Source organism: Lactobacillus helsingborgensis (assembly GCF_003173695.1).
In the GTDB taxonomy this organism is placed as follows: Bacteria; Bacillota; Bacilli; order Lactobacillales; family Lactobacillaceae; genus Lactobacillus; species Lactobacillus helsingborgensis.
Genome location: NZ_CP029544.1, coordinates 1464514 through 1478270 on the forward strand (window position 1 = coordinate 1464514; position 13757 = coordinate 1478270).

A 13757-nucleotide genomic window follows, 5' to 3' on the forward strand; every position below is an offset into this window, starting at 1 on the left:
ATTTTTATTTTGTTTGTTTAACTAGGTGAATTTCCCTATCAAAGAGTTGCTTCATTTGTGTATTAAAACTATGAGCAATAAAAATCACTGTGGCTGGTGTTGCTGTAACTTCCCGTAAGATTTGCATTGTTGCTTGCTGGTCAATAGCACTAGTACCCTCATCGATTAAAATAATTTCACTTTGGTGAACTAATGCCCGCACCAGAACAATTTTCTGTCTTTGCCCACCTGAAATATTCAATTTATTTAAATTAATTTTTTGGTTCAAGCCTTTATCAAATTTAGCAATATCACCTGCCAGTTGCACCTTCTCTACCAGTTGAGGTAGAGCACTTTTTAGTTTATCGGCAAACATTGTCATGTTATCGGCGATGCTTACTGGAAAAAGTACCGGATCTTGGGGAATATAGCCAATTTTACTCATGTCGGGGTTAACTATATTACCATTTTTGTTTTTAAAAGTGATTTGTCCCGAACTAGGTTTAATTTGCCCTAAAATGAGTTTGAATAACGTTGATTTACCTGCTCCAGAGTCACCGGTTAAAAGAATTTTTTCACCGGCTTTTACATCAATATCAGGAAACAGCAAACTTTCACCATTAGGAAATTGCAAACTGAGATCGTGTGTAGTAATTGCAGCAGGTGGCGCCACTTCTTTTATTTCTTTTGTTGTTACTGGCGCGGCCGTTTGGGCAATTTCCTTGTTCAGAGCGCCCGAACCTTTCATTCTGCCGTAAGAGGTTACTATAAACTGAATTCCTTGTTTCAAGTAGTTTAGGCAATTGCCTACTCCTGTAATGACACCGAATACAACCAGATGTTGTTTGAACAAATAACCTGCCAGTAAAAATAAAATCAATGAGAAAATTGTTGATACCAAGCCATTAATGATAGTCAATAACTGCATGACTCCATTTTGCTTAACATTGGCATCTTCTAATTCCTTCGCTGCAGCACTTGTTACCTTAAATAATTTTGCACCACTAAGATAACACTGTAGTTCAGCAAGTCCATTCAACCATTTTTCCAACTTGTCAAGATACTTTTGATTGCTCTTTGAAATATTAAGCATTGACTTTTGTAACGGCTTCTCAAGCAGCTTGGGTAAAGCTAAAGAGATTAGCACCATGATTAATATTGTTATGAGCAAACTCCAATGTAATGAGAGCAATAAGACAACAGTAGCAATTATAATGACTATTCCGCCAATTAAACTAAAAAGAGGGGAAAGAAAATTTTGCTGACTTTGAACCAAGTCATGGGTTAAGCGGTTTTGAACTTGTGCTACTGCATGGTCTTTTTGATCTGCATAAAAATGTTTAGTGGTTTTATCCCTGATTGCAACATTATATTGTTCTTCCTGCTGAGACAAAATGTATTGTGACAGCCCTTGCAGTAAATAATCTGACATTGCACAGACAAAAGCACATACAATAGCAATTAAAAACATTTTAAAATTGCCTTGTTGAATTGCGGTTGTTTCAATAATACTGAATACCGTACTAAGAATTAACAGTGCATAGAAACTGACATTGATTAAAAGTAAAATAATAAAACGTAAGGGATTTTGTTGATAAAAGTCTTTAATTGTCATCCGAATTACCCTTCTTTTTATTTGATTGTAAATGAATTTGATAATCAAATTTTTCTTTTAATTCGGGGCTAAAATTATGAGCAATCATTAAAACCGTCTTATCAGTATCAAGTAAATCACCAATGATTGCACTAGTGGCATTACTGTCTATTGCACTAGTAGCCTCGTCTAGTAGCAGAAACGGCTCATCATGAACCTCCGCTCGAGCTAAGACTACCTTTTGTCTTTGTCCACCTGATAAATTGCCCTGATCCAGGTCAACCACAGTATCAATTTGCTTGGGAAACTTGGCTAAATCCGGCACTAATTGAACTCTTTGAATGACTTCTTTGAGCTTGCTAGTCAATTTACGATTAAACATCGTAATATTATTCGCAATAGTGTCAGGAAAAAGAGTTGCATCTTGAGCGACATAACCTAACTGAGCGTTTTGAGGTAAAATTTTGGTGCCGTCTTTAGCAGTGAAATAAACTTCACCTGTTTCAGGTGTAAGTTTCCCCAGTAAAACTTTGAATAAAGTCGACTTGCCTGTACCTGAATCACCAGAAAGTAAAACTTTATCACCTTTGTTGATCTTAAAATCGGGATAGGTAATACTTTCACCATTTTGGTATTGCACTGTCAAATTGTGACACTCTACGCCATAAGCAACAGTACCTTTTTTTCTTTCAGGAATTGGCTTGGTCAATTGCGCAATTTCCTGACGCAATTTTTTGGTGGATCTCATCTGTGTCATTGCACTAATAACCGACCAGAGACCATTAAAAATTGTTGAAGCGAAGCTACCAGCTATAAACCAATCACCTAAAGTAATCACATGTGCAAAAAATAGCAGCCCACTCCATAAGCTTGCACCTATTTGACCAATGGCATTGCCTAAGCCATTAATGCTAATAGAAATTCCTTGCACTTTTCTTCTATAAATATTGGCTGCTGCCAGTTTACGACTGTCTTGGCCAAGTGCTCTGTCCAAGCGAGCCCCCGCACTGTAACGGCGTAATTCTCCTAATCCGGAAAACCAATTTTCAATGGTATTTAAAAGCTGCGCGTTTTTCTTAGCTGCTGCAGCTGTAGAATTCGATAACTTTTTGGTCATAATTTTAGGTAGCATCAGCACAATAATTGCCGCTACAGCAACAAATAAAATTAAAGACCAATGCAGAGTTATCAATGTGCCAATTGCAAAGACAAGACTTAACAAATTGGTCCAAATTTCAATCCAAGGTGTAGCATAATCATCTGTTAAAATCTTGAGATTGTTGCCTAACTCATTTTGCATTTCTGATACTTTATAATCGCCAGAATTGTAATACCGCCGCATTATCTGGGCACGAATGTTGTGCACACATTCCTGAATTTGTTTGTTGAACAAAAAAGTACCTAACGGCAAAGACAAGACTGTGAATATCGAAAAAGCAAAATCAATAAGCATCCACAATACAAATTTATCCCAATTACCTTTAGTTAAATCATTAATTGCATATTTAAAAAGATAGGTCGAGATTGTTCCACCCACGGCATAGGCAAAAAAGATAAACAGAATGAAAATTGCTCGTGGAATATTAGTTTTTAATAGCTCTTTGAGTGACATCGCTTTTCGTCCTTTCATTTTTACTATGATTTTATTAAACTTTAATTTAATTTTAAATGCAATCAAATTTTACCAAAAGGTCATTTTATTGAACTAAGTGGTCATTTGCCCAAACTAAAAGACCTGCTTTAATTAAGCAGATCTTCTAGTTTATCTTTTATTTGTGTTTATCTTTTTCATATCTGGTATTAAATAAAGGACTAAGTGCTTCGTGCTTTTGAATGCACTTGATTGCATCCCCAATAAGTGGACCAACCGAAACTAAAAGTGTTTTTTCCAGTTTCTTTTCAACCGGTTGATTGATGGAGTCCGTTAATACCAAGTTTTTAATCGGAGAATCGTTTAATCTTTGAATAGCAGGACCTGATAAAACTGCATGTGTAGCACTAGCATAAACTTCTGTTGCTCCAGCATCTATTAATGCTTGTGCAGCTAGGGTGATTGTTCCTGCTGTATCAATCATGTCATCAATAATGATAGCACGCTTACCTTTAACGTTACCAATGATATTCATTACCTCTGAAACATTGGCACGTGGGCGACGTTTATCAACAATTGCAATTGGTGTCTTTAAAAACTCTGCTAACTTGCGGGCACGAGTCACACCACCATGGTCAGGAGAAACTACCACGGCATCTTTTTGCAAATTATTCCTTAAAAAGTAATCAGCAAGTAAAGGTGCACCCATTAAATTGTCAACTGGGATATCAAAGAATCCTTGAATTTGTGGGGCGTGAAGGTCGAGTGATAAAACTCTAGTTGCACCCGCTTCTTGCAACATATCCGCAATTAATTTAGCAGTGATCGGCTCACGTGGTCTGGTTTTGCGGTCCTGACGAGCATAACCATAATATGGGATCACAATGTTAATTGTTTGTGCACTGGCGCGGCGCACAGCGTCAATCATGATCAACAATTCCATTAAGTTATCATTAACCGGCACACTGGTTGACTGAATTAAATATACATCTTTACCCCGGACAGATTCATCAATATTAATTTGAATTTCGCCGTCACTAAAGCGTTGAACGCTGGACTTACTTAGGGGCACCCCCACACGTTCGGCAATTTTTTCTGCCAGCGGAACGTTTGAATTAAGGGCAAACAACATCATATTGTCTTTATAAGACATAATTTCCTCCGTATTAAAATTGTTAACAACTTATTATTTTACCAAAAGTTGTCTGAAAAAGTTACTTCCTATATTATTATTCAACTTTAATGAATGACATTCAAGCCTTGAATACTAGATTAAACCGTAAAATAGGACTTTTGAACAAAATAATTCATAATTTATCAAAGAAAAACCTTTCAGTTGGTTTAAATACCATCTGAAAGGTTAGCCAAAATTATTCGCAGCCAAACATTTTATTCTCCCTGTAATACACGGCTAACATTGCCATGATATCTTGTGAGCAACTTGCCAGCTGCATTTTTATCTTTTTTAGTTTTTGCCATTATTATCGCTAAATCAACTTTATTATCGGCTTGTTTTAAGTAAGCTAAAGCCTCCTCAGTGGTAACACTTGTAGTCTCACTTATAATGCGACATGCACGGTCAACTAACTTCGCATTAGTCGGTTGCACATCAATCATCACATTTTGGTAAACTTTGCCTTGTTTGATCATTACACCGGTTGAAATCATATTTAAAATCATTTTTTGTGCTGTACCGGCTTTCATGCGTGTTGACCCTGTGACCACCTCAGGTCCAACAACTGCCTCTATCGCAATCTCAGCTGCTTGGCCAATGACAGAGTTAGGCACGCAAGCTATTGCAATGGTTAAGGCACCTTTTTTCTTGGCATATTGCAGTCCGCCAACAACATAAGGCGTCCTACCACTAGCAGCTAATCCAATAACCACGTCATTAGCAGTTATTTTTATTTTGTTTAAATCAGTACTGCCCAGTACAGTAGAATCTTCTGCACCTTCTACGGCAGAAAACATTGCACCTTTACCACCGGCAATTAAACCAACTGCTCTCTCCGGTTTAATCCCATACGTAGGCACTAATTCTGCAGCGTCCAGTACGCCTAAACGGCCACTGGTGCCAGCACCCATATATACTAAACGGCCACCTTGCGCGTATCTTTTTGCGGCTTCATCAATCGCAAGTGCAATTTGTTTTTCTGTAAGCGCAACAGCTTGAGCTACCTTTTGATCTTCTGCATTAATCGTCTTTACCATATCAAGTGTGGACATGGTATCAATGTGAGTCGTAGCTGGATTACGAGTTTCAGTCACTAAATTTTTTATTTCCATATTATTCCTAACTTATTTTTTAATTGACAGAGTTAAATCTTATTCTGGAAATAGTTCATTAATTCGATTTTGATCAACACCAAAGAACCAAGTACAAATGAAACCACCTAAATATGCGATTAACATGGCAATCACAAATTGTAACTGTTGTCCTGGTTGAATTATTAGTAAACCAAAAATTCCTGAAACGCCCTGAGAAACAGTCCCTAAATGAAAGAGTGAGGCTGCTATACCGCCAAAGCCGGCACCCAAACACGCAGTAATAAAGGACCTGCCTAATGGAAGTGTGACAGCGTACATTAAAGGTTCGCCAACACCTAAAATCGCAACTGGAATTGAACTCATGACCAGTTTCTTAAACCTTTTGTTCTTACTCTTAAAGTATAAAGCAAGTCCAGCTCCAACTTGACCGCCACCGGCCATTGTTAAAATGGGTAATAAATAGTTAATTCCGTGAGTAGGTCCAGTAGGATCATTCAACATAACATGGATAGGAGTTAGAGCTTGATGCAATCCTACAGAAACCAAGCCTAAGAACGTTGAGGATAACAGATAACCACCGATCCAGCTTAATTTGGTATATAAGAAATCAAGGACTACATAAATAATATTTGTTAGCCAATTTCCGACAGGCTGCAGGAAAACTACTGAAATCAAGCAGCAGAAAATCAGTGTCAAAATCGGAGTGAAAAATGTGTCGAATATATTAGGCATCCATGTTCTAATCCATCTTTCCGTCAGTGCGATAAATATACCCATAAATAAAGCGGTCAGTAAGCCACCGACACCCGTAACATAAGGTTTATTTGTGAAAGGCATAGAAATGGCAAGCGAAGCTAAAGGAAATGTTGGTAAACCTAGACTTAAACAGAAGATACCGCCAATACCGCCAAGGATTGGACTACCTTTAAATTCTTTGGCGGCGTACATCCCTACAAATACTGGTAAAAAGGCAAACAGACCCCAGCCAATTGTTTTAATAGCCATGTACCACCAGTCATTAGCAAATGCACTGCCAGTTTGGTAGTCAATAACATTGGTAATACCATTTACCAGTCCTGCGGCAATAATACCTGGTAAGAGCGGTACAAAGACATTAGCAATATGATGTAACCCTCTTTGGAGTGGTTTGTCATGCTTAGCCTTTTGGGCAGCTTTATTTTCCTGGGCTTGTTTTTTCACCTCTGCTAAATCACTGTTACCATCTTCAGTAGTGAGGTTGATATCAGCTAAATTAGCCATTATTTGAGCTACTTTCGTAACTTTTCCGGGTCCTAAAACAATTTGCAGCGTTTCTGATTGTACAACTCCTAAAACACCATCGACTTTTTTCAAAGCATCAATATTAACTAGTGAATTATCTTTGATAGTTAAGCGCAACCTTGTCATACAAGAAACAATTTCACTTATATTTGATTTACCACCGACTAATTCTAATATTTCTTGTGCTAAATCTTGATCAGATTTTTTTGTCATTTTGCTCACCTCACTAGTTCATTTCATCCAAAGCCCAATTATAGGCATTTGGTGCAGCTTTGGCCCAATAAGTCCAGTTGTGATTATCGCCACTGTCTTTGACATATTTAACACTGATATTGTTACTTTGCAGTTTTTTCACAAAGCGGTTAACATCTTTTACCGGTACAGTAGTATCTGATGATGTGGTTTCGACAAAAAACTTGCTTTTGGCTGATTGATCACCAAGGTAATTTGTCGGGAATAAAGACTGGTAAACTTTATCCGACCAGCTCTTTTTTCCATCGGTAAACGCGTGCATGCTCATTTTAATAGGGTTAGTGTTAGGCAGGTTATACCACACTGAAGGTGAAATCAAAACTGCCTTACCAAACAAGTTAGGATATTTCAGGACAAATCTGGCTGCTCCATAGCCACCCATTGAAATCCCACCAATTGCCGTGTGATCAGGATCTGTTTTAGTTTTATAAAGTTTATTAATTGTCGGCACCATGTCGTGAACGATGGCATCTTCCATTGGCAAGCCGTCTTTTTGATTAACATAAAAACTGTTAAACCCATCTACAAAAACCACTATCATTTTCTTATTCTTGCGGTGGACTAAACCATCCAAGATCTGTTGAGAATTAAACCTTTCAAGTAAGTTCCTGTGATTGCCGTTTACACCGTGCAGCATGTATAAAACAGGATATCTTTTATTGCCATTAGGGTCATAACCCGCTGGCAGATAGACATCATAATTCCAGTCCAAGTGCATTTTTTTGGAATACATCGTAGTAGTAACTACTTGACTCTGATTTGGCTTGACAGCAGGATTAGCTGCCTTCTTTTTACTGCCACAACCAGCTAAGAAGAAAACAATCGGAAGTAGCGTTAAAATGGCTAATCCGCACTTTTTAATTTTCATTTTCGACTCCTTTAATAAGATTACAGAAAAATAATTTTAAGTGAATATTTTTATATCCTTAAGGCAAAATATTTACTCAAAACAGTGTCAACACAAAGTAAGTATAATATTAATTATACCAATTTTCAATATTATAAATATAATATCTAAATTTTAGGTAATTATTGCACTATACCAATTTTATGATTAAAAGATTGCTTGACCCAGTATTTTAGCTGTAAAATCAAGACATTCCTGCTAGATGGCTTTTTAATTTACACACAAATACTCCTAGTCTTTTTTCAGCTCCGCAAAATGAATTTTCTGACCTGCACCTATTTGATCTAAAAGCGGTAGGTCTTGAGGCACGACATGTCCTAAAACGTTAACTTTCTTATCTGCTGGTAAATCACGCTTAGTTATTTGTAACTCACTCTGATAACGCAGATATAATTTGTTATCACAGGTAATTGTTCCCTTAGGACGTGCACTTACTTTTGTCTGTGGTTCTGTGTTAAAAAGCTGGCGGCTACGCCCCTCCGTCAACCTAATCACATCTCGCGCCACATCTGGACGATTGCTCCATTCATAATTGAATAATTCAGGCAGGTTCCCATCAACGTGAAGTGTAATAGTCTGCTGTTTGATGTAATTTTTAAAACAGTCAATCATATTCGTGGTTAAAGAACCATCCCCAATAAAGACATGATCGCAACCAAGCTGTTTCAATTCCAATGCGGCAGCTAAAGGATTCTCACCCCTATGTTTTTCAAGAGTTGGCAGTCCAGCATGAATAGGTCCACGCAGAACATCATCGCCCGCAACAAACGCCATCGTTTCCAAATTCATTTGGTGTAACCAATTATTTTTTTGTTCCAACCAATTTGCATCTAGGCCAGTTTCTGGGCGCGGATAAAAGTTATGCCAAGCTTGTAAATTTTCGAAACTGGCGCCGTGTTCTCGTAAAGCTGTGATGTCATCTTCATTTATAGTGCTGGCATTCAGAGCAATGGGCATTTTCTGCGAAAGTTTAGCTATAGTATCTGACGTCACACCATCATCTATTCTTAGTCCAGTTAACCCCAGACTTTCAATCTGCTTTTCGTTATCTAATGCAATACCTAATTGCTCTAATCCCTCCTCAGAAACGTCGGCAATTATGTCTGTTTCTAAATTCTGACACCACTTCGTTAACTCAGCTAATCTTTTCAAAACAACTTTTTGATCATCTTCTGGTATATGCAATGAGGTAAAGACAGTGGTTAAACCAGCATTACGCATTGCCAGCAAATAATTATAATCTGCAGCCGTTAAGTCGCGGTTGAGATATATTGAAAAACCTAGCATGTGTTTCTATTTCTCCCTTTTTATGAAATCACTTACATCAATTATTATACTATTTTATTTACGGTAAAAAATGAGCAAATAAAAAAACCGTGAACAATTTGTTCGCGGTTTTTAAAACAAAACTACGTATTAACTTTCTTGCAAAATGAATGTACTCCACGGCTCAATTTTTTGCAATAAGTCTAAGTCATCTGCACATAAACGTCCAACCAAGTTACGTCTACCATCATTTGGAAAAGGTGTTAAGACAATCTGCAATTCACCTTTATAACGAGGATACTGGTCATTAACAACTACAATATCTCCGCGTTCAAAAGTTGGTTTATTATTATTGTGAGCTGGAATATCTTCCTTTGCATAAATAACACGTGGTTGAGTATCACGTAGTAAGAATTCTGAAGCATCGCCACGGTATAAATGTGGTTCTTTTAAGCAAATAGTTCTTTCAATTGGCTTAGTTCCCTCATCAAATTCCATTGTCAAAGTGGCAAAAGGACTCTTAAAAGCCTTAGCTGCAGCAGCTAATTCATCTTCACTAGCAAAAGCGTTACCAATAATTATATCATCAATCTTTTTGCTCAAACGTAAATGAGTAACTTGACTAAAAATATTGCGTTGGCGATCGCTCTCCATAGTCGGAAGCCCTTCATGAACAGGCCACGGACCAAATTGCGCATTCTTTGATGAAATAAACGCAGCTGTATGCAATCCATAATCACGATATTTCTGCGAATACTCATTAAAAAATTTTTCACTTAATCCAGTGTACTCCTGAGGATAAAAGTTATGACAACCGATCAAATTATCAACTTCAGGATCATAAGCCATAATGCTGTCAAGATAATTTGTACCCCGACTCATATTTAACTCTATCTTAAGCCCATAGGGATTATGAGTCATCGCAGCTTCTTCCATACCGCTGAAGCCTTCATCTAACCTTAAGCCCCAAACTCCTAAGTCCTTGAAAAAGACCAGATCGTTATAGTCAATTTTTAATTCTTTAAATAAAACAGGGTTAATATCTACTACAGTTTTAAAGCCTAGTTCATTAGCATAAGCTACATCTTTCTTTAACTTTGCGAGGATATCTTCTCCACTCGCACTTTTTAACTGCAAAAGTGATGTAAATATTCTGCTATAGCCATAATGATGGGCTAAATCCATATATTCTTTATCCTGTTCAAATGTACTTTGCTCGGGATAAAGTGAAATACCTAATTGCTTCATAAAATTATTGCTCCTTAAACTTTATTAACTTTTTTAGGATCCATGTTATTAGAAGCAATAACAAATGGTACATAAATCAAGAAACCAACGACCATATTGATAATTTGTAAAATAACTGGACGCCAATCAATCGTTGCCATTATTGCATTAAGGAATGGTGGCATTGCCCAAGTTGTCTGTACGGCAACCCGGTTTACCAAGCCAAGACTTAGAGCACCATATGCAATTGATACCATAACTAATGGAGCAAGAATAAATGGAATAATGTAAATTGGATTCAAAACAATTGGCATACCAAACATCATAGGTTCATTAATGTTGAAGATTCCAGGTACGAGAGAAATCTTAGCAACAGCACGTTCATCTTCACGTTTTGAAAAAGCAAGAACGGCTAGAATGAGTAACAGAGTTGAACCTGCACCACCGATCCAAACATAAAGGTCAAAATCACTTCTAGTCCACATATACGGCAATGCTTTTTGCACCTTATGTGCATTAGTATTGGCAATCAGTGCAGTAGTCCAAATACTTTCTGTAACTGGTGCCAATACATTGGTACCATGAATACCAAAGAACCAAAACAGTTGGACTAAGAATACAATCAGTAACAACGAGCCATATCCTTGACCCATCTTCATTAGAGGCTCTTGAATTGTTTTGGCAATCAAGTCAATCACTGTTGTATTTTTAAGAGTGAATAGATAGTCAATAATACCTACAACGAACAAACCAGCAGTCGCAGGAATAATACCTGTAAAGGCATTAGAAACAGCGGGCGGAACACTGTCAGGCATTTTAATAGTAATATGTCTCTTTACTAAAGCAATATATATTGCAACAGAAATAGCACCCATAATCATAATAGTAAAGAAGCCATAAGCACCAAAGTACTTGTTAAAATTAAACCAGCCCCAAGCACTAACATTCTTACCATTAACAGCCATTTGAGCATCAGTTAATGTTTTTATGTCTCCCTTAGTAAGAACATTTTTCAAATCAGCTGAAAAGCTTTGAGGCAAGCTCATGATAAAAGTACCTAATGTCAGCAAACCACCTGCGATTGGTTCAACTTTATATTGGATACACATTTGATAGCCAAATGTGAAAGCAAACAGCAATCCTAAAATTGCAGTTGAACCTGTCCATACCAAGCCATTAATACTAATGAGCCATTGCATTGAATTAACAATGCCCATCCAGCCTAAATTGGTAGGGACATCTCTAAAAATAGCATTTAATACACTAGCCACAGAACCAGCCAACATAATTGGCATAATTGAAATGAAAGCATCACGTAACGCCACAAGCCAGCGAATTGAGCCAATCCTCGCGGCAACAGGTACAAGATGCTTGTTTAGCCAGTTAATTATAGCATTCATAATTATTTCCTCCTACTAAATTTTTACTCCACTTGTATTATACCACATTGTTTGGAAACGCTTTACTTTTTTCACCAAAATTGTTGCGGCCGTAGGTTTTTCGACTTTGGTATACACCAAAATGTGCAGTACGCATAAAGTGTATTTTGATACAATATAAAAGCGGTATATACCATAATTTTTTTGCATTTTTATTTTAATAGATATACAAATTAAAATATAAACATAGTTAAACAAATCAAATGCAATTGAATACTAAATAATTCAAACAAAAGTGTCTGGGAAAAAAGAGCTCTTTGAAGTTAAATTAAAAAATTTACAATTTAAAAAGACCGACAAATCAACGTTTTATTGACGTGAATTGTCAGCCTTTTTAGTTAGGTTAGAGTTTTTTCCCAGACCCTTTTTAAATTTGTTAAAAACTATTTATTAGTTGCAGCGTAGTCTGCAATATTTAAAATTTGCTGGAAACCATTAGCACTCGTAACAGTTAGCATTGAATTATTATTAATAAACTGCACTGCACTCTTGTCTACACCATTCACGCTAGCTACCAAGTTAACAATTTCTTCGGACTCTGCAAAAGACAAATTCTTCAAGTCATTGACAATAACTTTTTTACCGTTTAAAGCAGCTTTCGCAGCGGTGATCTGATTTACAGAATCGGTAATATGAGCAACAGTAGAGATTGCACTGTTAACCTGATTGCCTGTTGCAATTGCACTATCATAAGCATCACGAGCTGATTTAGCAGAAAGCTTATAGGTATCACTTGCTTTTACTGCAGCATCCTGACTTAGTAAATCACTAAGTGCCTTTTTATCTGTGGCTGTGGCAGTGACAGTTTCACTCTTAGCAGTTTCTGGTGTGTTAACCGGAGTTAACTTGGCACCACTTACTAAGCTGATATCTTCTTCTTTAAGATACCCATTCTTATCGCTTTGCAGTTTATAGAATAATTCTGCCTTATTGTCAGCACTTACCCAAATATAACGAAGTTCAGTTACTCGTGCTCTATGTCCTTTAGCAAAAGTTTTGGTAGGTTGAACTACACCCTTGTTGTTATAAACATTTGTATTCCGTGCCAAAGTGACAGTAGTTACATCAGTATCATCTTCCGGCTTGGAATTTGAAGGCTTTAATTGCTTACCATTAACAATTCCTACATTATTCTTCTTTACCCATTGATCAGCACCCGGATAATTTGTGTCATTTAGGTGATAATACAATTTCTTGCCAATGTATTTCAGTTCATCAACTGTAACCTTTTGTCCTGTTCTGATTAAGACTTTAGTAGACTTACCGTTACCATCATATATGTAAGCATTGTGGCTCAAGGTAATTACAGTTGGATCATTTTGGTTGTCACTCGGGGCATTATCGTTTTTACCGGGCTTTTTATTAACAGGTTTTAATTTTGCACCAGTTGTTTTACCCACATTGGCTGCCTTAATAAACTGATTATTTTGACCATTTATTCTGTAGAAAAGCTTTTTACCAATGTAAATTAACTGATCAACAGTAACTGTTTGCCCTTTTTTAATCTTCTTCTTTTCAGTCTTACCTTTAGCGTCATAAATATAGGCATTGTGCTTAATCTTAGCTTTTGCTGTAGGTGCTGATTTAGTAACTTTTTTACCATTAACATAACCTACATTAGCTGCTTTAACGTAGGCATTGCCACCTATATCATAGTAATCTTTATTATTGATCGTAACTTTGGTATTAAAGTTTAGGGTAATTCCCTTGCCAATTTTGGTTCTTTTGGCACTACCCATATAGGTCTTTAACCTCTTACCATTTTTATCATAAACATAAGCATTATGATTTAACTTGATCGTATTTTGTTTGACATTGTTTTTCTTTGCTGCAGGCTTATCAGCAGCTTGCACTACGGCAACTTGACTGCCGCTTAATACTGGGCTGATACCAATTAACGCAGCAGCCGATACCATCATAAATTTATGACTAAATTTCATTTACTCTCTACCT

10 protein-coding genes are annotated in these 13757 nt (G+C 36.8%); all 10 read right to left on the minus strand.

Translation table 11 applies throughout. The features are described 5' to 3' along the window. Window positions 1-4: 4 nt before the first annotated feature. Window positions 5-1594 (minus strand): ATP-binding cassette domain-containing protein, encoded by a 1590-nt coding sequence (locus DLD54_RS07095; protein WP_109918724.1) that lies wholly within the window; start codon window positions 1592-1594, stop codon window positions 5-7. Continuing rightward, entirely contained in the window at window positions 1584-3185 is a 1602-nt protein-coding gene (locus tag DLD54_RS07100; protein ID WP_109918725.1) for an ATP-binding cassette domain-containing protein, read from the minus strand. Before DLD54_RS07100 ends, DLD54_RS07095 begins: the two co-directional genes overlap by 11 nt. Before the next feature lie 157 nt (window positions 3186-3342). Then, entirely contained in the window at window positions 3343-4317 is a 975-nt protein-coding gene (locus DLD54_RS07105; protein WP_109918726.1) for a ribose-phosphate diphosphokinase, read from the minus strand. A 236-nt stretch (window positions 4318-4553) separates the two neighbouring features. Continuing rightward, entirely contained in the window at window positions 4554-5450 is an 897-nt protein-coding gene (gene murQ, locus DLD54_RS07110) for an N-acetylmuramic acid 6-phosphate etherase (protein ID WP_109918727.1), read from the minus strand. Window positions 5451-5489: 39 nt separating this feature from the next. Continuing rightward, on the minus strand, window positions 5490-6926 hold the full coding sequence (locus DLD54_RS07115; protein ID WP_109918728.1) for a PTS transporter subunit EIIC: 1437 nt from the start codon (window positions 6924-6926) through the stop codon (window positions 5490-5492). 13 nt (window positions 6927-6939) lie between these two features. After that, a complete protein-coding gene (locus tag DLD54_RS07120; protein WP_109918729.1) occupies window positions 6940-7833 on the minus strand; it encodes an alpha/beta hydrolase in 894 nt (297 codons plus the stop codon). 270 nt (window positions 7834-8103) lie between these two features. After that, window positions 8104-9159, minus strand: coding sequence for a DUF871 domain-containing protein (locus DLD54_RS07125; protein ID WP_109918730.1), 1056 nt, complete (start codon window positions 9157-9159; stop codon window positions 8104-8106). A 129-nt stretch (window positions 9160-9288) separates the two neighbouring features. Then, window positions 9289-10386: a DUF871 domain-containing protein gene (locus DLD54_RS07130; protein ID WP_109918731.1), complete on the minus strand. Its 1098-nt coding sequence runs from the start codon at window positions 10384-10386 to the stop codon at window positions 9289-9291. Between the two features lie 14 nt (window positions 10387-10400). Next, window positions 10401-11765 (minus strand): PTS sugar transporter subunit IIC, encoded by a 1365-nt coding sequence (locus DLD54_RS07135; protein ID WP_109918732.1) that lies wholly within the window; start codon window positions 11763-11765, stop codon window positions 10401-10403. A 422-nt stretch (window positions 11766-12187) separates the two neighbouring features. Continuing rightward, a complete protein-coding gene (locus DLD54_RS07140) occupies window positions 12188-13744 on the minus strand; it encodes an SLAP domain-containing protein (protein ID WP_109918733.1) in 1557 nt (518 codons plus the stop codon). Window positions 13745-13757: the final 13 nt, after the last annotated feature.

What these genes read in the sequence shown, in the direction of transcription:
- DLD54_RS07095 (WP_109918724.1), bottom strand. Translation starts at nt 1,594, where the DNA reads ATGACAATTAAAGACTTTTATCAACAAAATCCCTTACGTTTTATTATT.
- DLD54_RS07100 (WP_109918725.1), bottom strand. Translation starts at nt 3,185, where the DNA reads ATGTCACTCAAAGAGCTATTAAAAACTAATATTCCACGAGCAATTTTC.
- DLD54_RS07105 (WP_109918726.1), bottom strand. Translation starts at nt 4,317, where the DNA reads ATGTCTTATAAAGACAATATGATGTTGTTTGCCCTTAATTCAAACGTT.
- murQ (WP_109918727.1), bottom strand. Translation starts at nt 5,450, where the DNA reads ATGGAAATAAAAAATTTAGTGACTGAAACTCGTAATCCAGCTACGACT.
- DLD54_RS07115 (WP_109918728.1), bottom strand. Translation starts at nt 6,926, where the DNA reads ATGACAAAAAAATCTGATCAAGATTTAGCACAAGAAATATTAGAATTA.
- DLD54_RS07120 (WP_109918729.1), bottom strand. Translation starts at nt 7,833, where the DNA reads ATGAAAATTAAAAAGTGCGGATTAGCCATTTTAACGCTACTTCCGATT.
- DLD54_RS07125 (WP_109918730.1), bottom strand. Translation starts at nt 9,159, where the DNA reads ATGCTAGGTTTTTCAATATATCTCAACCGCGACTTAACGGCTGCAGAT.
- DLD54_RS07130 (WP_109918731.1), bottom strand. Translation starts at nt 10,386, where the DNA reads ATGAAGCAATTAGGTATTTCACTTTATCCCGAGCAAAGTACATTTGAA.
- DLD54_RS07135 (WP_109918732.1), bottom strand. Translation starts at nt 11,765, where the DNA reads ATGAATGCTATAATTAACTGGCTAAACAAGCATCTTGTACCTGTTGCC.
- DLD54_RS07140 (WP_109918733.1), bottom strand. Translation starts at nt 13,744, where the DNA reads ATGAAATTTAGTCATAAATTTATGATGGTATCGGCTGCTGCGTTAATT.